The 17,201-nt window shown below is 61.7% G+C and carries 19 protein-coding genes and 3 tRNA genes; 17 read left to right on the forward strand and 5 right to left on the reverse strand.

The window, feature by feature from the left end:
* Positions 1 to 57 precede the first annotated feature (57 nt).
* The 10 genes from gspG (at position 58) to B2D37_RS03925 (ending at position 5,254) form a co-directional block, all read left to right on the forward strand.
* Positions 58 to 474: a type II secretion system major pseudopilin GspG gene (gene gspG / locus B2D37_RS03880; protein ID WP_256573186.1), complete on the forward strand. Its 417-nt coding sequence runs from the start codon at positions 58 to 60 to the stop codon at positions 472 to 474.
* A 17-nt stretch (positions 475 to 491) separates the two neighbouring features.
* Positions 492 to 1,046, forward strand: a complete 555-nt coding sequence (gspH, locus tag B2D37_RS03885) for a type II secretion system minor pseudopilin GspH (protein WP_079201480.1) — start codon at positions 492 to 494, stop codon at positions 1,044 to 1,046.
* The gene (gene gspI, locus B2D37_RS03890) at positions 1,043 to 1,435 is read left to right on the forward strand and encodes a type II secretion system minor pseudopilin GspI (RefSeq protein WP_079201481.1); all 393 of its coding nucleotides are present in this window, start codon (positions 1,043 to 1,045) and stop codon (positions 1,433 to 1,435) included. The genes gspH and gspI overlap by 4 nt, the downstream gene beginning before the upstream one ends.
* Positions 1,432 to 2,118 (forward strand): type II secretion system minor pseudopilin GspJ, encoded by a 687-nt coding sequence (gene gspJ / locus B2D37_RS03895; protein ID WP_079201482.1) that lies wholly within the window; start codon positions 1,432 to 1,434, stop codon positions 2,116 to 2,118. Before gspI ends, gspJ begins: the two co-directional genes overlap by 4 nt.
* Positions 2,115 to 3,080: a type II secretion system minor pseudopilin GspK gene (gspK, locus tag B2D37_RS03900; RefSeq protein ID WP_079201483.1), complete on the forward strand. Its 966-nt coding sequence runs from the start codon at positions 2,115 to 2,117 to the stop codon at positions 3,078 to 3,080. Before gspJ ends, gspK begins: the two co-directional genes overlap by 4 nt.
* A complete protein-coding gene (gene gspL / locus B2D37_RS03905) occupies positions 3,077 to 4,213 on the forward strand; it encodes a type II secretion system protein GspL (protein WP_079201484.1) in 1,137 nt (378 codons plus the stop codon). The genes gspK and gspL overlap by 4 nt, the downstream gene beginning before the upstream one ends.
* Positions 4,214 to 4,215: 2 nt before the next feature.
* Positions 4,216 to 4,740, forward strand: coding sequence for a type II secretion system protein M (locus tag B2D37_RS03910; RefSeq protein ID WP_079201485.1), 525 nt, complete (start codon positions 4,216 to 4,218; stop codon positions 4,738 to 4,740).
* 149 nt (positions 4,741 to 4,889) lie between these two features.
* Positions 4,890 to 4,965 (forward strand) — tRNA-Val (locus tag B2D37_RS03915).
* Positions 4,966 to 5,000: 35 nt separating this feature from the next.
* Positions 5,001 to 5,077, forward strand: a tRNA-Asp gene (locus B2D37_RS03920).
* A gap of 100 nt (positions 5,078 to 5,177) precedes the next feature.
* Positions 5,178 to 5,254: transfer RNA gene (locus tag B2D37_RS03925), tRNA-Asp, on the forward strand.
* 57 nt (positions 5,255 to 5,311) lie between these two features.
* Here B2D37_RS03925 and B2D37_RS03930 read toward each other — a convergent pair.
* On the reverse strand, positions 5,312 to 5,521 hold the full coding sequence (locus B2D37_RS03930) for a DUF6316 family protein (RefSeq protein ID WP_079201486.1): 210 nt from the start codon (positions 5,519 to 5,521) through the stop codon (positions 5,312 to 5,314).
* A 264-nt stretch (positions 5,522 to 5,785) separates the two neighbouring features.
* Between B2D37_RS03930 and B2D37_RS03935 the strand changes: the two genes are divergently transcribed.
* On the forward strand, positions 5,786 to 6,748 hold the full coding sequence (locus B2D37_RS03935) for a DMT family transporter (protein ID WP_079201487.1): 963 nt from the start codon (positions 5,786 to 5,788) through the stop codon (positions 6,746 to 6,748).
* A gap of 190 nt (positions 6,749 to 6,938) precedes the next feature.
* On the opposite strand, the gene B2D37_RS03940 is transcribed toward B2D37_RS03935, so the two are convergent.
* The 3 genes from B2D37_RS03940 to B2D37_RS03950 all read right to left on the reverse strand — a co-directional run bounded on the left by B2D37_RS03940 (position 6,939) and on the right by B2D37_RS03950 (position 10,071).
* Positions 6,939 to 7,559: an NAD(P)H-dependent oxidoreductase gene (locus tag B2D37_RS03940; protein WP_079201488.1), complete on the reverse strand. Its 621-nt coding sequence runs from the start codon at positions 7,557 to 7,559 to the stop codon at positions 6,939 to 6,941.
* The gene (locus B2D37_RS03945; RefSeq protein ID WP_079201489.1) at positions 7,552 to 8,946 is read right to left on the reverse strand and encodes a class II fumarate hydratase; all 1,395 of its coding nucleotides are present in this window, start codon (positions 8,944 to 8,946) and stop codon (positions 7,552 to 7,554) included. Before B2D37_RS03945 ends, B2D37_RS03940 begins: the two co-directional genes overlap by 8 nt.
* Positions 8,947 to 9,060: 114 nt before the next feature.
* Positions 9,061 to 10,071 (reverse strand): DUF2804 domain-containing protein, encoded by a 1,011-nt coding sequence (locus tag B2D37_RS03950; RefSeq protein WP_079201490.1) that lies wholly within the window; start codon positions 10,069 to 10,071, stop codon positions 9,061 to 9,063.
* 247 nt (positions 10,072 to 10,318) lie between these two features.
* Here B2D37_RS03950 and B2D37_RS03955 point away from each other — a divergent pair, with 247 nt between their 5' ends.
* The 5 genes from B2D37_RS03955 to B2D37_RS03975 all read left to right on the forward strand — a co-directional run bounded on the left by B2D37_RS03955 (position 10,319) and on the right by B2D37_RS03975 (position 14,881).
* Positions 10,319 to 10,819, forward strand: a complete 501-nt coding sequence (locus B2D37_RS03955; protein ID WP_079201491.1) for a DUF2059 domain-containing protein — start codon at positions 10,319 to 10,321, stop codon at positions 10,817 to 10,819.
* A gap of 13 nt (positions 10,820 to 10,832) precedes the next feature.
* Positions 10,833 to 11,138 (forward strand): BolA family transcriptional regulator, encoded by a 306-nt coding sequence (locus B2D37_RS03960; protein ID WP_079201492.1) that lies wholly within the window; start codon positions 10,833 to 10,835, stop codon positions 11,136 to 11,138.
* A 397-nt stretch (positions 11,139 to 11,535) separates the two neighbouring features.
* The gene (locus B2D37_RS03965; protein ID WP_079201493.1) at positions 11,536 to 12,474 is read left to right on the forward strand and encodes a rhodanese-related sulfurtransferase; all 939 of its coding nucleotides are present in this window, start codon (positions 11,536 to 11,538) and stop codon (positions 12,472 to 12,474) included.
* 3 nt (positions 12,475 to 12,477) lie between these two features.
* The gene (locus B2D37_RS03970) at positions 12,478 to 13,110 is read left to right on the forward strand and encodes a DsbA family protein (RefSeq protein WP_079201494.1); all 633 of its coding nucleotides are present in this window, start codon (positions 12,478 to 12,480) and stop codon (positions 13,108 to 13,110) included.
* A complete protein-coding gene (locus B2D37_RS03975; RefSeq protein ID WP_079201495.1) occupies positions 13,103 to 14,881 on the forward strand; it encodes an ABC transporter ATP-binding protein in 1,779 nt (592 codons plus the stop codon). Before B2D37_RS03970 ends, B2D37_RS03975 begins: the two co-directional genes overlap by 8 nt.
* A 4-nt stretch (positions 14,882 to 14,885) precedes the next feature.
* On the opposite strand, the gene B2D37_RS03980 is transcribed toward B2D37_RS03975, so the two are convergent.
* A complete protein-coding gene (locus B2D37_RS03980) occupies positions 14,886 to 15,470 on the reverse strand; it encodes a hypothetical protein (protein ID WP_079201496.1) in 585 nt (194 codons plus the stop codon).
* A gap of 493 nt (positions 15,471 to 15,963) precedes the next feature.
* Here B2D37_RS03980 and hppD point away from each other — a divergent pair, with 493 nt between their 5' ends.
* Complete coding sequence (gene hppD, locus B2D37_RS03990; RefSeq protein ID WP_079201498.1) at positions 15,964 to 17,046, forward strand: 4-hydroxyphenylpyruvate dioxygenase; 1,083 nt, start codon at positions 15,964 to 15,966, stop codon at positions 17,044 to 17,046.
* The last annotated feature ends 155 nt before the right edge of the window (positions 17,047 to 17,201 follow it).

The raw sequence follows: 17,201 nt of genomic DNA on the forward strand, positions 1-17,201 counted from the left end.
AATAGGTTGAACAATGCAGCCAAGTCAACCCGGGGCGCTTGGCCGCGGCCTGCCAAGCTGCAGGCAGGTTTTACCCTGATCGAAATCATGGTGGTGGTGGTGATTCTCGGCATCCTTGCCGCGTTGGTGGTGCCGCAAATCATGAGTCGGCCGGATCAGGCCAAGGTCACGGTCGCCAAGAGCGACATCAAGGCGGTCTCCGCTGCGCTGGACATGTACAAGCTGGACAATTACGCCTATCCAAGTACCCAGCAGGGTTTGGAGGCGTTGGTGGAGAAGCCCTCCGGCAACCCACCGGCGAAGAACTGGAGCCGCGACGGCTACCTCAAGCGTCTGCCCGTCGATCCATGGGGCAATGTCTACCAATACCTGGCGCCGGGTACCCGAGGTGCCTTTGACCTCTATTCGCTGGGAGCCGATGGCAAGCAGGGCGGTAGTGAGCTGGATGCCGATATCGGTAATTGGGACCTCTGATGAGGCTTTACTGAGCCATGTTTGCCGGTCGCAGTGGCGCGTCCAGCCCGGTCCGGGGCTTTACCTTGGTCGAGTTGCTGGTGGTTATCGTGATTGTCGGCAGCCTGATCGGCATGGCTGTACTCAGTACCGGCATCGCCGGCCCGGCCCGCGAGTTGCGTAACGAAGCCGAGCGGCTGGCCGGATTGATTGGCGTGCTGGCTGAGGAAGCGGTGCTGGACAATCGCGAATACGGCTTGCTGTTGCATGCCGAGGGCTATCGGGTGCTGCGTTATGACCCCCTGTCCGCGCGCTGGCAGGAGCTGGATGACAAACCCTACCGTTTGCCGGCTTGGGCCGAGCTGAGCGTCGAACTCGAAGGCGAGGCGCTGCACTTGCCGCAGCCGGCAACCGAGCCGCGTGGTGCGGCCAATCCCACACCTCAATTGCTGCTGCTCTCCAGTGGTGAGCTCAGCCCCTTTCGCTTGCGCTTGAGTGAGCGGCGCAAGGATGGTCTGCGTTTGCTGTTGTCCAGCGACGGCTTCCGTTTGCCCAAGGTCGAGGTCGACGGTCAAGCGGGTCGGCCAGGATGAAACAGTGCCGTGGCTTCACCCTGCTCGAGGTGCTGATCGCCCTGGCGATTTTCGCCGTGGTGGCCGCCAGCATGCTGACCGCCAGCGCGCGCAGCCTGCAAGTCGCTGCCCGCCTGGAAGACAAGACCCTGGCGATGTGGATCGCCGATAATCGATTGACCGAGCTGCAGTTGGCCAAAACGCCTGCTGGCGATGGGCGTGATCAGGGCGAGCAGGAGTTCGCCGGGCGGCGCTGGCAATGGCAGAGCGAAATTCAGGCGACCAGTGAACCGAGCATGCGCCGGGTCACTTTGTGGGTGGCGCCGCGCCCGGACAGAGGCAACCGCGCTGGTGACCTGCGCGAGCATGCGGTGATCAGCCTCAGCGGCTTTCTCGGGGATGGACGATGAGGTACGCACGCGGCTTCACCCTGCTCGAATTGCTGATCGCCATCGCGCTATTCGCCCTGCTCGGCTTGGCCACCTACCGCATGCTCGACAGCGTGCTGCTAACCGATAGCAGCACGCGCGCCCACGAACAACAACTGCGTGAACTGGTACGCGCTATCGCCGCCTTCGAGCGCGACCTGCTGCAGGTGAGTGTGCGGCCAGTGCGCGATCCTTTTGGCGAGCCACGTCCTGCCTTGCTGGGCGAAGAGGGCGATGACGCCGCAGTGGAGCTGAGCCGGGCCGGTTGGCGCAATCCGCTCGGCTTGGCGCGTGCCGATCTGCAGCGGGTGCGCTGGCAACTGAGCGGCGAGCAGTGGCAGCGGCGCTACTGGAATGTGCTCGATCAGGCCCAGGACAGTCAGCCCCAGGTGCAGCAGGCGCTGGATGGGGTACTGAGCATACGCTTGCGTTTTCTGGATGATGAGGGCAACTGGCAAAGCAGCTGGCCGCCCCCTGCGGTCAGTGGCGAAGCGCAGCTGAGCATGTTGCCCCAGGCGCTCGAATTGGTGCTCGAACACCGACGGTATGGCGAGCTGCGGCGTCTGTTGCGTTTGTCTGATGCGCTGCCCAAGGAGGCCGCGCAGGCGCCAGAGGCGGGTCAGTCGAACGAGCAGCAAGTGTCGGGCGAGGGCAGCGAACCATGAAGGCGCAGCGCGGTGTGGCGCTGATCACCGTGATGCTGGTGGTGGCGGTGGTGACGGTGGTCTGCGCCGGGATTATCGCCCGCCAACAGTTGTCGATTCGCAGCAGCGCCAACCAATTGCATGTGCGCCAGGCCTGGCAGTACGCCCTGGGCGGCGAAACCCTGGCCAAGGCGGTGTTGCGGCGCGACTTGCAGCAAGGTAATCCACGTGCGCCTGTGGATCATCTGGACGAAGCCTGGGCGCAGCCGTTGGCGCCGTTCGCCCTGGACGAGGGCGGCGAGTTGCGGGTGCACATCATCGACCCGACTGGGCGATTCAATCTCAACAGCCTGGTGCGCCAAGGCGCACCTAATGACGCGGCAGTGGCGCAGTTTCGCCGCTTACTCTTGGCTTTGCAGATCGACACTCCCTATGCCGAGCGCCTGCTCGACTGGCTGGACGCCGATTTGGAACCAAGCGGCGGCTATGGCGCCGAGGATAATCAATACTTGCTGGCAGAGCCGGCCTATCGCGCTGCCAACCGGGCGCTGGCCGATGTATCCGAGTTGCGCCTGTTGCTGGAGATGAATGAAGTCGATTACCAGCGCCTGTTGCCCTGGGTCAGTGCCTTGCCGGCGGATGCGACCTTGAACGTCAATACCGCCAGCGCCCAGGTGCTGGCAAGTCTGGCCGAGGGGCTGCCACTGAGTACGGCTGAGGGCCTGGTGGCCCGGCGCGCTGGCCAGGGCTATGCCGATGTGTCGAGTTTTCTCGCGCAATTGCCCGAGTTGCAGGTGCAGAGCCAGAGGCTGGCTGTGGGCAGTCAGTATTTTCAGGTGATCAGCGAGGTTAGCGTAGGCGATCGCCGTCAGGTTTTACGCAGCACCCTGCAGCGTGCCAGCAATGGCAAGCTGTATGTCCTAGCCCGTGATCTGGGGCAGAGCGGTGTCCCGTCTGCGCCCGTCGAGGAAGTTGAGCAATGAATCAATTGTGTGTGTTCCTGCCACCTGCGGCCTGTGCCGGCGTCTTGGCGGAGTTGCCGGTGCAGCGGGTGCGCGAGGGCGACAGTCAGTGTCTGCCGTTTGCCGAGGCGGTGACCGGTTTGGGCGATGCCTGGACCCTGGTTCTGCCGGTCGAGGCGGTAACGGTCTGCGCCGTGCACCTGCCGACGCAGAAAGCCCGCTGGCTGCGCCAGGCTCTGCCGTACGCGGTGGAGGAATTGCTCGCCGAAGACATCGAGCAGTTGCATCTGGCCTTGGGCGAGCAGCTCGAGGACGGTCGTCATCGGGTGTTTGCCGTGCGCCGCAGTTGGCTGGCCAGCTGGTTGGCGCTGTGCCCAACTCCGCCGCGCACGATTGCCGTGGATGCCGATCTGCTGCCACGCCAGGGCACTCAGTTGCTACACCTGGAATCGCGCTGGTTGCTCGGCGGCGAAGGGGTGGCCCGCCTGGCGCTGGGCGCGGAGGACTGGCCGGCGTTGGCCGCTAGCTGCGCCCATCCGCATGTCGCCTATCGTACAGCCCGACAGGTGGGGCTGGAACCGGTGGATACGGCTACCGAAATCGTCGATGGCTATACCTGGCTGGCCGGCCAGGCGAGCGAGAACAATTTGGCCCAGGGTGAATTTGCCGCGTACCAAGAAAGTGGCCAGTGGCAGCGCTGGCGTCCGCTGCTGGGGTTGGTCGGTCTGTGGCTGGTGTTGCAGTGGGGCTTCAACCTGGCCCAAGGCTGGCAGTTGCAGAATCAGGCGCAGACCTACGCCGAGGCCAGCGCAACGCTCTATCAAGAGCTGTTCCCCGACGACCACAAGCTGGTCAATCTGCGCGCCCAGCTGGATCAACACCTGGCTGCGGGCGGCGCTAGCGGTCAGGGGCGTTTACTCGGCATGCTCACGCAGGTGAATCAGGCGCTGAGCGCGGAGGGCACACAGATTTTGGTTCAGCAGGTGGATTTCAGCGAGGTGCGTGGTGATTTGGCCATGCAGATTCAGGCGCCCGGGTTTGCCGAGCTGGAGCGACTGCGTGAGCGTCTGCAGGAGGCCGGTTTGGCGGTGCAACTGGGTTCGGCCAGCCGTGAAACGGCTGGCGTCAGCGCCCGTCTGGTGATCGGAGGATGAGCATGAATCGTTTGGGCGAGTTGATGAAGCCATCTGCGGCGCAGCTGCAGGGCTCGGTATTGTTGCAGCGCTGGCGTGCCTTGCAAGCCCGCGAGCGCCTGGCTCTGGGGCTACTGGCGCTTCTTGTGCTGCTGGCGCTGTTGTATCTGTTGCTCTGGCAGCCGGCGCGTCAGGGGGTGATTGCGGCACGCAGCGCCTATCAGCAGGAGCGCGCCTTGCATGCTTACCTGCAGGCACAGGCGCCGTTGGCGCGTAGCTTGGTGAGCAAGCCACAGGTCAGTCTCGATCCGGCACGCTTGCAGGGGCTGGTTACTGCCAGCGCCGCCGAGCAGGGTTTGGCCATAGTGCGACTGGACAGCGAGAGCGACGGTTCGCTGCAGGTCAATTTGCAGCCGGCGCCATTCGCCCAGCTCCAGCGTTGGTTCAGTCGGCTGGAACAGCAGGGCGTGCAAATTGCCGAGGCGGGCCTGGATCGGGCTGAGGACAATCGAGTGGCGGCAAGGTTAACCTTGCACGTGGCGCAGTAAGGCGGCGTTTCGATCCTGCGGCGGGTCTTGGGAAATGGCTCATGTTCTTGCTTCGCTGTTGCGATGTTTTCTGCTTTTTCAGAAAAACTTTAAGCAGAGTATTGACTTAGGTCCGCCCCAGCCGTAAATTGCGCGCCTCACAAAGCGAAGGGTGATTAGCTCAGCTGGGAGAGCAGCTGCCTTACAAGCAGCGGGTCGGCGGTTCGATCCCGTCATCACCCACCACTCTTTGTGAATTCGGACGCAAGTCCGACCGACGCGCAGCGGTAGTTCAGTCGGTTAGAATACCGGCCTGTCACGCCGGGGGTCGCGGGTTCGAGTCCCGTCCGCTGCGCCATATTTTCCATGCCGAGTTCGCTTGGCATGAGGTAGAACGGCTAGTACAGCTGTTCTTCCCGATGAAGCAAGAGTTCTTTGGGCGCAAGCCCATCCGACACGCAGCGGTAGTTCAGTCGGTTAGAATACCGGCCTGTCACGCCGGGGGTCGCGGGTTCGAGTCCCGTCCGCTGCGCCATATACGAAGCCCTCAGGTAGAGATACCTGGGGGTTTTTTATGGGCGATACATTCCGATCAGAATGCTCGACTCTTAATGCTGTCGCTGGCCTGTAGCGCACGGTCAATATAGAAGGCGATGTCTCGCTCTGCGTCGATGCGCGTGAAGTAGGGGCCTTCGAGGGTGCCTTCGCGCGTAGAGAAGAAATACTGGCCGTTGACCGCAGTGACCCGCTCGCTGCGGTAGTGCGTGCCGGGGCTGGGGTCGATGGTGCGTTGACCGAACATGGCAATAACCTCATGCAATGAGCCTGATAGGTTCAGTCTAAGCCGCGTGGATGAACTCGTTGGAGTTGACGACCAATGGTTGTGTTTTTGATGTGTATCGCCTGCGCTTCTGCTTGTTTATGTTTTTGACGTCAACTGTGTGGCTGTGTATCGCTCGTCAGCAGTACAGTTGTCGCATGCAACCCCGCTGAACTGTGACTGTGTCGGTTGGCCGTGGCGGCATAAGATAGCGGCTTTCGTCGTTAGCTGGCGCGCGAGGCAGTCATGCACATCTCTTCCGGTCGCTGGCTTTATGGCCTGTTCCTGGCGCTACTCACTGCTCTGCTCTGGGGCGTTTTGCCGATCAAACTCAAACAAGTACTGCAGGTAATGGACCCGGTCACGGTCACCTGGTATCGACTGCTGGTGTCCGGTTCGATTCTGCTGACTTATTTGGCCGTGTCCCAAGGCTTGCCGCGTTTCCGCCCTCTGGGCCGCAAGGGCCCCTGGCTTCTCGCCTTAGCGATTGCCGGGTTAAGTGCCAATTATGTGCTCTATCTGACCGGCCTGAACCTGCTTAGTCCCGGCACCACGCAATTGGTGATCCAGGTCGCACCGATCTTGCTGCTGATCAGTAGTCTGTTCGTCTTCCGCGAGCGTTTCAGTCTCGGCCAGGGTATTGGTCTGGCCGTGCTGCTGTGCGGTTTTGTGCTGTTTTTCAATCAGCGCTTGGGCGAATTGCTGACCTCGTTGAGCGCTTACACCGCCGGGGTTCTGATCGTGCTGCTGGCCGCGGTTGTCTGGACGTTTTACGGCTTGGCGCAAAAGCAGTTGCTGACGGTGTGGAATTCGTTGCAGGTGATGATGGTGATCTACTTGGCCTGCGCACTGTTGTTGACCCCTTGGGCGCAGCCGCAGCAGGTCTTCGAGTTGAGTTCGTTGCAGGCATGGCTGCTGTTCGCCTGCTGCCTGAATACCCTGGTGGCCTATGGTGCGTTCGCCGAGGCGCTGGCGCATTGGGAGGCCTCGCGGGTCAGTGCAACGCTGGCGATCACGCCGCTGGTGACATTCGGCTCGGTAGCACTGGCGGCGACCTGGTGGCCTGAGCATGTCCGGCCCGAGCAGATCAATTGGATAGCCTACGGCGGCGCGGCGCTGGTGGTGCTGGGATCGGCACTGACTGCCCTGGGCCCGTCGCTGATGGCCAGCCTGCGTGCCCGGCGGTTGCGTATCGCAGCGCAGTTGTAGGCTGGGTTAGCGGCGTATGCGAACAGTCTGAATGTGATAGCGGTATCGAGTGCCATGTCACCTGGCACCGCGTCGGCCGGGACACCGCCATGGTGGGTTACGACGGGCCAAGTCCTGGGGCATGGCACCATTTCTGCGTGCGCCTGACCCACCCTGCGCTCTGCATGCCCGTCGTGCGCGCCTGGTCGCTTCAGGCGCGGCTGCCGAGTGTTTCGGCACGACGTAGCCAGCTCTGCCGTTGCTCCTCGCTGGAGGGGCGTACCGGGGCGAACTCGCTCAGGCGCCGGGTTTTGATGCCGCTGAAGCCAAGGATGGTGCGCGTCATCTGCCGATGCGCCGGCGCGCCATAGACCCAGCGGAAGTACCAGGGCGGGGTGTCTAGGGTCACCAGTAAATCGGCGGTACGGCCGCTCAGCAGTTTGTCCCACAGTTGCGAGCGAGCGCGGTACTTGAAGGCGAAGCCGGGTAGGAACACCCGGTCGAAGAAGCCCTTGAGCAGCGCCGGAAAGCCGCCCCACCAGACCGGGTAGACGAATACCAGATGCTCGGCCCAGTGGATCTGCCGCTGTGCTTCGAGCAAGTCCGGCTCCAGGGTCTGGCTCTGGTCATAGCCGTCGCGCAGCACCGGGTCGAAGCTCAGTTCGCCGAGTTTCAACTGCCGCACCACATGCCCTTCGTTGCGCGCACCCTGGGCATAGGCTTCGCCTAGGGCGTGGCAGAGGCTGCTGGTTTTCGGCGTGCCGAGAATCATCAGGATGCGTTTGCCGTCGCCTTCGATTGGGGTGGCACCGCTTTTGGCTGCTTCAGTCATGGTTACCCGCCTCCAGCATGGTTTCCGGGCGGACCCAGGCGTCGAATTGTTCTTCTGTCAGATAACCCAGTTGCAGCGCGGCTTCACGCAAGGTGCTGCCGTCCTGATAGGCTTTTTTGGCGATTTCCGCGGACTTGTCATAGCCAATATGCGGGTTCAGGGCCGTCACCAGCATCAGGCCGCGCTCCAGGTGCGCCGCCATCTGCGCCGCATCCGGTTGCAGGCCGGCGATGCAGTGCTGCTGGAAGTTTCGACAGCCATCGGCGAGCAAGCGAATCGATTGCAGCAGGTTGTGGATGATCACCGGTTTGAACACGTTCAATTGCAGATGCCCTTGGCTCGCGGCAAAACCGATGGTGACATCATTGCCCAGGACCTGGCACGCCAGCATCGACAGCGCTTCGCATTGGGTCGGGTTGACCTTGCCCGGCATGATCGAGCTGCCAGGTTCGTTGGCCGGCAGTTTGACCTCGGCAAATCCTGTACGCGGGCCAGAGCCGAGCAGGCGCAAATCATTGGCGATTTTCATCAGGGCCACGGCGAGGGTTTTCAGCGCACCGGACAGGCTGGTCAGGGGCTCGTGACCGGCCAGGGCGGCGAACTTGTTGGGCGCGCTGACCAGTGGTAGGCCGCTCAAGGCTGCAAGTTCGGCGGCGATGGCTTCGGCAAAGCCCAGGGGCGAATTGAGGCCGGTGCCGACGGCGGTACCGCCTTGAGCCAGTTCGCAGACCGCTGGCAAGGTTGCCCGGATCGCCCGCTCGGCATAGTCGAGCTGGGTAACGAAGGCAGACAGCTCCTGACCGAAGGTGATCGGCGTGGCATCCATCATGTGGGTGCGTCCGGTCTTGACCAGCTTGCTGTGGCGGGCGGATTGCTCGGCCAGCCCGCCGGACAGGTCGGCCAGGGCTGGCAGCAAGTCATGCAGCACGGCGCTGGCAGCGGCGATGTGCATGGCCGTGGGAAAGCAGTCGTTGGAGCTTTGCGCGCGGTTGACGTGATCGTTGGGGTGCACCGGACTCTTGCCGCCGCGTGCGCCGCCGGCTAGTTCGTTGGCGCGGCCGGCAATTACCTCGTTGACGTTCATGTTGCTCTGGGTGCCGCTGCCGGTTTGCCAGACCACCAAGGGGAATTGCTCATCATGCTGGCCAGCCAATACTTCGTCGGCGGCTTGCTCGATCAGCCTGGCGATGTCTGGCGACAGGTCGCCGATGCGGTCATTGACCCGTGCTGCAGATTTCTTGATCAAGGCCAGGGCATGCAGCACGGCCAGGGGCATACGCTCATCGCCGATGGCGAAATTGATCAACGAGCGCTGGGTTTGCGCGCCCCAGTAGGCCGTTTCAGGCACTTCGATGGGGCCGAGGCTGTCGGTTTCGGTGCGGCTCATAGAACTCTCCGGAAGGCGATTCAGCAAGTTTAGGCCGTTGCAAGCGCTTGCAGGTTCCCTAGCAGACGGTTGGGCTTGCGTATGCGCTTGCGGGTAGTCCTGAACACTACAGGTTTACCAGCGAGCATGGGTTGCGCCCAGCCAGCCTAGCGCTCCGTCAACCGGTACGCATGCCCCGTTGGGGCCGCGCAGTATGCCGTCAAAATGGCCAAACCACTGTTGGGTATCGGCGTAGAAAGGCCCTAGGCGTGGGCAGGCTTGATGCAACTGCTGCGGGGTGAAGGTCAAGTCGACCCGTTCGGCGGGACTGCTGAGGTGCCACGGAGCCATGGGTGACTGGTTTTTTTGCCGGATCAGCACCGACGTGTCCAGATGCAGCAGTTCGCCGCCAAACCACAAGGCGTTTTCCGATAGCCTGCTGTGATCGGTCCAGCCAGCGCCGAAATTGCCGGCAATGCCGCCCGGTGCGGCAAAGGCGGCGCGCGTCCAATGGCTGCGCAATGGCCAGACGCCGCGGCCAAAGTCCATGGCAGCAAAGCTTTGTCCGGCTAGGCAACTGTAGTGGCGGTTGCCGAGTTGCACACTGCCGCTGGCTGGCAGGCCCATTTGCCGACAGGTGGCATGAAAATGCCGTGGCCCGAGTGGGGCGACCAGATTGGCCGAGTCGAGGTGGGCGGGGCGCTGGATGTCCAAGTCAACCTGTAGCGGCTGTCCGCCAATGTCGGGCGCCGCGACCGTCAGACGCAGGCGGCCCGGCTGTTCGATGACGCGCAGTTGCAGGCGTGGGTGGCAGAATTCATGGCTTTGCTCGGGCTGATCTGGCAGTCCGCAACCTCGCGCAAGTACGCGCAGTTGGCTATGCGCGATCGCCTGGCCGCTGCTCAGGTCGAGAAAATAGGCGGCGCCGTAGCCGACATAATCGAGGTCAGCCTGGGTCAGCGAGAGCATCCAGTTTGGGGTGGTGATGCACCAGTGGTTCCAGCGTTTGCGCCGGCCCAAGTGTCCGGGCAGTGCACAGTCAACCTGGGGGCGGGGAGACCAGCCGATGGCCTGCGGGTTGAGTTGGCCTCGGGAGTCGCACAGCGCTATCGCGGCAGAGGCGTGTGGGCGGGCGAAGCTGTTCATCGGGCACGTCCATGTGTGCGCTGTTACAGATGACGCAGTGGGATTGCCGTCATCGAAGAGCGTAGAGGCTTACTGAGATAAGTTGAGCTTGCCCGCACCTGCAGAGTTGGGCAAGTGCTGGCATTTTGATCTGTCGGCAAGTAGGCGGCCGATAGGGCCGAGCATACTTGAGTGGTGGACGGGCTTGGGCACAAAATGGTGGATCATGGGTCACATACGACTCGACCCATTAAATCCGGAGCATACAATGTCGCGCTTATCTACCCTCTGTGCCGTTGCCGTATTGACCTGTGGCAGCGCCCAGGCGTTTGCCGATGCCAGCAGTCATGCTGCCGATGCGGAGCGTTTTCTGCAGCTGGCACAAGCTGACAAACTGGTTGTGCCGGTCTATTCCCAGGTGCAACAGATGTTCGCCCAGCGTTTCGCCGAGAGTGGCACGCCCAAGAGCAAACAGGCTCTGCTGGAAACCTACCAGGCCAAGGCCAATGCCGAGTTGGACCGGGCAGTCGCCTGGGACAAGCTCAAGCCGGACATGGTCAAGCTCTACACCAGTAATTTCAACGAGCAGGAACTGCAGGAGTTGGTTAGCTTCTACCAGTCGCCATTGGGCCAGAAGGTCTTGCAAAAGATGCCGATGCTGACCGAGCAATCGGCGCAGCTGACCCAGGAAAAACTGCAAATAGCGGTACCAAAAGTGAATAAACTGCTGGCGGATATGTCCGCTGAGCTGGGACCGAAAAAGCCGTGAACGGAGTTTGAATATGTCGAAACTAGCTCAGCTGCAGAGCGCCTTGGCTGCACTTGATCCCCAGCATCTCGAGGTGCTGGACGAAAGTCACATGCACAGCCGAGGGCTGGAAACCCATTACAAGGCGGTGATCGTCAGCCTCGCATTTGCCGGCTTGAATGCGGTGAAGCGGCACCAGAAGGTTTATGCCAGCCTGGGCGAATTGATGAGCCAGGTGCATGCCCTGGCGTTGCACACCTATACGCCCGAGGAATGGGCGCAACAGGGGACTGCTCCGAATTCGCCGACCTGCAAGGGCGGCAGCAAGCACGCTAGCTAGTGTCGCGTCAGCCCTGAACTGTCGGATCACCGTAGGGGGCGCCGCGCAGGTTAGCGGCGCCAAGCGCTGAGCGCTCAGGCACCGCCAGCGTGGCGCGTCGCGTAACCCTCCAAGCGATCTCCCGTGTTGCGCCGATGGTGGGTTACGGCGCAACGGATCATGCAGGATCATCGCTATCGGCAGCGTGCGCCTAACCCACCCTATGAGAGACCGTTTACCCGCAGGTTGATCTGTGAGGCAACACGAGTAGCGCTGTTTGCTCGGCGCTGAGTCAATCCGCCCCTACACGGCAAGCGCCAAGAAACGTAAACTAGACAATGCGCCGGCTAACGCCGGCGTGTTCGTTTGGAGACCCAGTCCGCCCTTTACGTGGGCGACTACTGAAGGAAGATGTTCGATGAGTGACAAGATAGTCGTCGCCGCGCTGTACAAGTTCGTCTCCCTGGCGGATTACCAAGCGTTGCGTGAGCCCCTGCTGCAAAGCATGCTGGCCAATGGCGTCAAGGGCACCTTGCTGCTCGCCGAAGAAGGCATCAATGGCACCGTCTCCGCCTCGCGCGCCGGTATCGATGGCCTGCTCGCCTGGTTTGCTCTGGATCCGCGCCTGGCGGATGTCGACCATAAAGAGTCGTACTGCGATGAACAGCCGTTCTACCGTACCAAGGTCAAGCTGAAGAAGGAGATCGTCACCCTCGGCGTGCCGGGCGTCGACCCCAACCAGCAGGTCGGCACCTATGTCGAGGCCCATGACTGGAACGCGCTGATCAATGATCCCGAAGTGCTGCTGATCGACACGCGCAACGACTATGAAGTGGCGATCGGCACGTTCGAGGGTGCGGTCGACCCCAAGACCAAATCGTTTCGCGAGTTTCCCGACTACATCAAGGCGCACTTCGATCCGGCCAGGCACAAAAAAGTGGCGATGTTCTGCACCGGCGGCATTCGCTGCGAGAAGGCGTCCAGCTACATGCTCGGTGCCGGCTTTGCCGAGGTGTTCCATCTCAAGGGCGGGATCCTCAAGTATCTGGAACAAGTGCCCCAGGAACAGACCAAGTGGCGGGGTGACTGCTTCGTCTTCGACAATCGGGTCACCGTTCGGCATGACCTGACGGAGGGCGACTATGACCAGTGCCATGCCTGCCGCACGCCGATTACCGTGCAAGATTGCCAGTCCGAGTACTACACCGTGGGGGTAAGCTGTCCGCATTGTTGGGATTCGCTGCCCGAGAAAACCCGCGCCGGTGCCCGCGAGCGACAAAAACAGATCGAACTGGCCAAGGCGCGTAACCAGCCCCATCCTCTGGGTTTCAACCCACGCCAAGTCAACGAGGGCTAGACCATGCAAGCACGCTTGCTCTACGTGATGGACCCGATGTGTTCCTGGTGCTGGGGCTTTGCCCCGGTGCTCGAGTCCCTCGCCGAGCAGGCGGCTGCGGTTGGCGTGCCGTTGCAACTGGTACTCGGCGGCCTGCGGCGTGATAGCGTGGCAGTCGACGCGGCGGCGCGGGTGCGTTATCTGAGCTACTGGCAAGCGGTCAATGCCAGTACTGGGCAGTTATTCAATTTCGTCGACGGCTTGCCCGAGGGGCTGGTCTACGATACGGAACCGGCCTGCCGGGCGCTGGTGACTGCGCGTAGCCTCGATGGGCAAAGCGTCTGGCCACTGGCTCAGTTGATCCAGCGCGCCTTCTATACCAACGGTGTGGATGTCACCCGGGCCAGCGAATTGGTTGCTCTGGCCGAGCAAGCCGGGATTCCACGGATCGAGTTCGCCGCCGCATTCGACAGTACCGAGCAGCGCGAAGCCACTATGGCCGATTTTAGTTGGGTGCAGGATCTGGGCATCTCCGGCTTTCCTACCTTGCTGGCCGAATGCAACGGACAATTTGCTCTGTTGACCAATGGATATCAGCCGCTCGAGGTGCTCGCGCCCTTGCTCGGTCGCTGGCTGGAGCGCGCGCTGCATGCCTGATCGGTTGAGTTGGGCGGAAATCCGGCGCCTAGCCCTGCATCACAAAAAGGCACTGTTTCTGGCCAATCTGGTGGCGTTGTTCGCCACCCTGTGCAGTGTGCCTATCCCCCTGCTACTGCCCTTGTTGGTCGACGAAGTACTGCTCCACGATGGTGACAGCGCGCTCAAGGTGATGGACCGTTTTCTCCCCGCCGACTGGGAAATCGCGGCCGGCTATATCGGTCTGATGCTGGTACTGACCTTTCTGCTGCGCAGTTCGGCGCTGATCTTCAACGTGTTGCAGGCGCGCCTGTTCGCCGGTCTGTCGAAAGACATCATCTACCGTATTCGCATTCGCCTGATCGAGCGGCTCAAGCGTATTTCCCTCAGCGAATACGAAAGCCTTGGCGGCGGCACGGTGACCACGCACCTGGTCACCGACCTGGAGACCCTAGACAAATTCGTCGGCGAAACCCTTAGCCGCTTTCTGGTCGCCGTGCTGACGCTGACTGGCACCTCGGCGATTTTGCTGTGGATGCACTGGCAACTGGCGCTGTTGATCCTGTTGTTCAACCCGCTGGTGATCTACGCCACGGTGTTGTTGGGCAAGAAGGTCAAGTACCTGAAAAGGCTGGAGAACGACAGTACCTCGCGGTTTACCCAGGCGCTCACCGAAACCCTCGAGGCGATCCAGGAAATCCGTGCCGGCAATCGCCAGGGTTACTTCCTCGGTCGGCTCGGTGGGCGGGCCCGGGAAGTACGTGACTACGCGGTGGCCTCGCAATGGAAGACCGATGCCTCGAACCGCGCCAGCGGCTTGCTGTTCCAGTTCGGTATCGACGTGTTTCGCGCGGCGGCCATGCTCACCGTGCTGTTCTCCGACCTGTCGATCGGCCAGATGCTCGCGGTGTTCAGCTACCTGTGGTTCATGATCGGGCCGGTCGAGCAGTTGCTTAATCTGCAATATGCCTTCTACGCCGCCGGTGGGGCGCTGGCGCGGATCAACGAGTTGCTCGCGCGTCGTGACGAGCCGCAGTACCTGGGCACAGTCGATCCGTTCACGGGGCGGGACACCGTCGGTATCGAGGTGCGTGGGCTGACGTTCTCCTACAACGACGAACCGGTGCTGGAAAACCTCAACCTGAGTATCGCGCCGGGTGAAAAGGTGGCCATCGTTGGCGCCAGCGGAGGGGGCAAAAGCACTCTGGTGCAGCTATTGCTCGGCCTCTATACGCCGCAGGCGGGGATTATTCGCTTCGGTGGCTGCAGCCAGCAGGAAATCGGCCTGGAAACCGTGCGCGATCAGGTCGCGGTGGTGTTGCAGCACCCGGCGCTGTTCAACGACACGGTGCGCGCCAACCTGTGCATGGGCCGCGAGCGCAGCGATGAAGCCTGCTGGCGCGCCCTGGAAATCGCTCAGTTGGCCAGCACCATCGGTGGGCTGGCAAAAGGCCTGGACAGCATCGTCGGGCGCTCCGGTGTGCGCCTGTCCGGCGGCCAGCGCCAGCGCCTGGCCATCGCCCGCATGGTCCTGGCCGAGCCGAAAGTGGTGATTCTCGACGAGGCCACCTCGGCCCTCGATACCGCCACTGAGTACGCCTTGCATCAGGCCCTGGGCCAGTTTCTCAACGGCCGCACCACCCTGATCATCGCCCATCGCCTCTCGGCGGTGAAGCAGGCGGACCGGGTGCTGGTATTCGATGGCGGCAGCGTCGCCGAAGACGGCGATCACCAACAGTTGATTGCCGAGGGTGGGCTGTACGCCAAACTCTATGGGCATTTGCAGCACTGAGGGATTAGGGTGCCGCTGTCGCTGCTGGCGAGCCGCTCGAGTCGCTGGCCCATTGCTGCAGTTGTTGCGTGCGCGCCTGGCTTTCAGCCAGAGTCTTGTCCAGCGCCTCGTTGTAGTCGCTGAGCCAGCTACGCGAGCCGACTATCATCCCGGCGAGGTCGCGCATGCCGTTTTTCAAGGCGGCAAGGCTCCTCTGGAAGCTCTGTTCCTGGCCGATCAGGGTATTCGCCACTTGTTGCTGCACGGCTCGGTTGTCGCCGCTGGTCAGCGTCACCGCAGGCTTGTCACTTTGCAGGGTGCTCAGCTGCTTGTCTTGCCGGGCCACGTGCTCTTCGAGCGCTGCGAGCTGTGTTTGCAGTATCGCTGTCTGCTCTTGCAAGCCCTGGAGCTGGCTGGCGCCGAGACTTGCGTCCTGCTCGTTGGACGGGCTGAGCAAGGCTATGGTCAGCCAGCTGGCGAGCGTCATTGCCAGCACCGCGGCAAGGATGAAGAGCAGGATGCGATCGAGTCGGCGGCCTTTCTCCAGCAGTTCTAGGCGTTGTTCTGCGCTGATCGGTTCGCCGCTACTTTCTTGTGGGTCATTGCTCATGGCTTTTCCGTCACATGGTTGTGCTGATCGAAGTGGCACGCTTTTGAGTGGCATTGTGCCACCATTCGAGTATGGCTGGCGCTTCGCTGCTTTACCTGTAGCTGGGCCTGAATAGTCAGCAGCTGCAGGATTGGGCCACGGTTCAGGGGCAAGCGTTCAATTAATCCTTCGCTGGGCATGTTCAAGTGTGCCTGGCCGTGCAGGTTGGCAGTGTATGCCGCGGCCATCAGCAGAATCCGTGCTTGTTTGGCAGTTAAATGCGCCACTTTGTAAATAAATCGTTACGAGAGCCCAGGGTTTTTACCGGGAGCTGGACGCTTTGGCTGGCGTTTATCGGACTGTAAGGTTTTATTGCCAAAAGACATGCACGCGGCCGCTGCACAGGGCCTGGGCCGTCTTGTCGGGCGTGCTTGCCTCGGTTGTCATGGAGCTATTCGCGTCGTCCTGTCTACTTGCGAGGGCGCTGAATCGACAACAACAACGAGGAGGCGCAATGACCGCCGTGAACAAGATCGAACAGCACAATCCCATCGGTACCGACGGCTTCGAGTTTGTCGAGTACACCGCGCCGACCCCGGAAGGCATCCAACAGTTGCGTGAACTGTTCAGCGCCATGGGCTTTACCGAAACCGCCAAGCACCGCTCCAAGGAAGTCTTTCTGTTCCAGCAGAACGATATCAATTTTGTGCTCAATGGCAGTCCCACCGGGCAGGTCCGCGAGTTCGGCCTCAAGCACGGGCCAAGCGCCTGCGCCATGGCTTTTCGAGTGCAGAACGCGGCCCAGGCGGCGGCCTATGTCGAGTCGCAAGGTGCCACGCTGGTCGGCAGTCACGCCAACTTCGGCGAGTTGAATATCCCCTGCGTCGAAGGCATCGGCGGTTCCTTGCTGTACCTGGTCGATCGTTATGGCGACAAGAGCATCTACGACGTCGATTTCGAGTACATCGAAGGCCGTACGCCGCAGGACAACGCGGTCGGCCTGAAAGAACTCGATCACCTGACCCACAACGTCAAGCGCGGGCAGATGGATGTCTGGTCGGGTTTCTACGAGCGCATTGCCAATTTCCGCGAGATCCGCTACTTCGATATCGAAGGCAAACTTACCGGTCTGGTTTCGCGGGCCATGACCTCGCCTTGCGGCAAGATCCGCATCCCGATCAACGAGTCGTCCGACGACAAGTCGCAGATCGAGGAATTCATCCGCGAGTACCACGGCGAAGGCATTCAGCACATTGCCCTGAGCACCGACGACATCTATGCCACCGTGCGCCAGCTGCGCGCCAGCGGCGTGGACTTCATGAAAACCCCTGACACCTATTTTGACAAGGTGGACACCCGCGTTGCTGGCCACGGCGAGCCGAGCGAGTTGCTGCGCGAGTTGAATATCCTGATCGATGGCGCGCCGGGAGATGACGGCATCCTGTTGCAGATTTTCACCAATACGGTGATCGGCCCGATCTTCTTCGAGATCATCCAGCGCAAGGGCAACCAGGGTTTCGGCGAGGGCAACTTCAAGGCGTTGTTCGAGTCCATCGAGGAAGACCAGATCAAACGCGGCGTGATCAAGGCCGATTGATCCGCAAACCGTCGGGTGGGTTAGGCGCGTCTATCGTTGCTGCAGGTACAGCGCGATTGCGCCGCGCCGTAACCCACTAGGCGGCAGCTGCTGAAACGAGTGGTGGGTTACGACGCACAGGGATTCGCCGTGTGCCTGCGGGTGCTAGTCGCGCC

The sequence above is a fragment of the Pseudomonas sp. CC6-YY-74 genome (assembly GCF_002025205.1).
GTDB classification, from domain to species: domain Bacteria; phylum Pseudomonadota; class Gammaproteobacteria; order Pseudomonadales; family Pseudomonadaceae; genus Aquipseudomonas; species Aquipseudomonas paeninsulae.

Coding starts and splice junctions, on each gene's coding strand:
- gspH (WP_079201480.1), top strand. CDS start 492: ATGTTTGCCGGTCGCAGTGGCGCGTCCAGCCCGGTCCGGGGCTTTACC.
- gspI (WP_079201481.1), top strand. CDS start 1,043: ATGAAACAGTGCCGTGGCTTCACCCTGCTCGAGGTGCTGATCGCCCTG.
- gspJ (WP_079201482.1), top strand. CDS start 1,432: ATGAGGTACGCACGCGGCTTCACCCTGCTCGAATTGCTGATCGCCATC.
- gspK (WP_079201483.1), top strand. CDS start 2,115: ATGAAGGCGCAGCGCGGTGTGGCGCTGATCACCGTGATGCTGGTGGTG.
- gspL (WP_079201484.1), top strand. CDS start 3,077: ATGAATCAATTGTGTGTGTTCCTGCCACCTGCGGCCTGTGCCGGCGTC.
- B2D37_RS03910 (WP_079201485.1), top strand. CDS start 4,216: ATGAATCGTTTGGGCGAGTTGATGAAGCCATCTGCGGCGCAGCTGCAG.
- B2D37_RS03930 (WP_079201486.1), bottom strand. CDS start 5,521: ATGTTCGGTCAACGCACCATCGACCCCAGCCCCGGCACGCACTACCGC.
- B2D37_RS03935 (WP_079201487.1), top strand. CDS start 5,786: ATGCACATCTCTTCCGGTCGCTGGCTTTATGGCCTGTTCCTGGCGCTA.
- B2D37_RS03940 (WP_079201488.1), bottom strand. CDS start 7,559: ATGACTGAAGCAGCCAAAAGCGGTGCCACCCCAATCGAAGGCGACGGC.
- B2D37_RS03945 (WP_079201489.1), bottom strand. CDS start 8,946: ATGAGCCGCACCGAAACCGACAGCCTCGGCCCCATCGAAGTGCCTGAA.
- B2D37_RS03950 (WP_079201490.1), bottom strand. CDS start 10,071: ATGAACAGCTTCGCCCGCCCACACGCCTCTGCCGCGATAGCGCTGTGC.
- B2D37_RS03955 (WP_079201491.1), top strand. CDS start 10,319: ATGTCGCGCTTATCTACCCTCTGTGCCGTTGCCGTATTGACCTGTGGC.
- B2D37_RS03960 (WP_079201492.1), top strand. CDS start 10,833: ATGTCGAAACTAGCTCAGCTGCAGAGCGCCTTGGCTGCACTTGATCCC.
- B2D37_RS03965 (WP_079201493.1), top strand. CDS start 11,536: ATGAGTGACAAGATAGTCGTCGCCGCGCTGTACAAGTTCGTCTCCCTG.
- B2D37_RS03970 (WP_079201494.1), top strand. CDS start 12,478: ATGCAAGCACGCTTGCTCTACGTGATGGACCCGATGTGTTCCTGGTGC.
- B2D37_RS03975 (WP_079201495.1), top strand. CDS start 13,103: ATGCCTGATCGGTTGAGTTGGGCGGAAATCCGGCGCCTAGCCCTGCAT.
- B2D37_RS03980 (WP_079201496.1), bottom strand. CDS start 15,470: ATGAGCAATGACCCACAAGAAAGTAGCGGCGAACCGATCAGCGCAGAA.
- hppD (WP_079201498.1), top strand. CDS start 15,964: ATGACCGCCGTGAACAAGATCGAACAGCACAATCCCATCGGTACCGAC.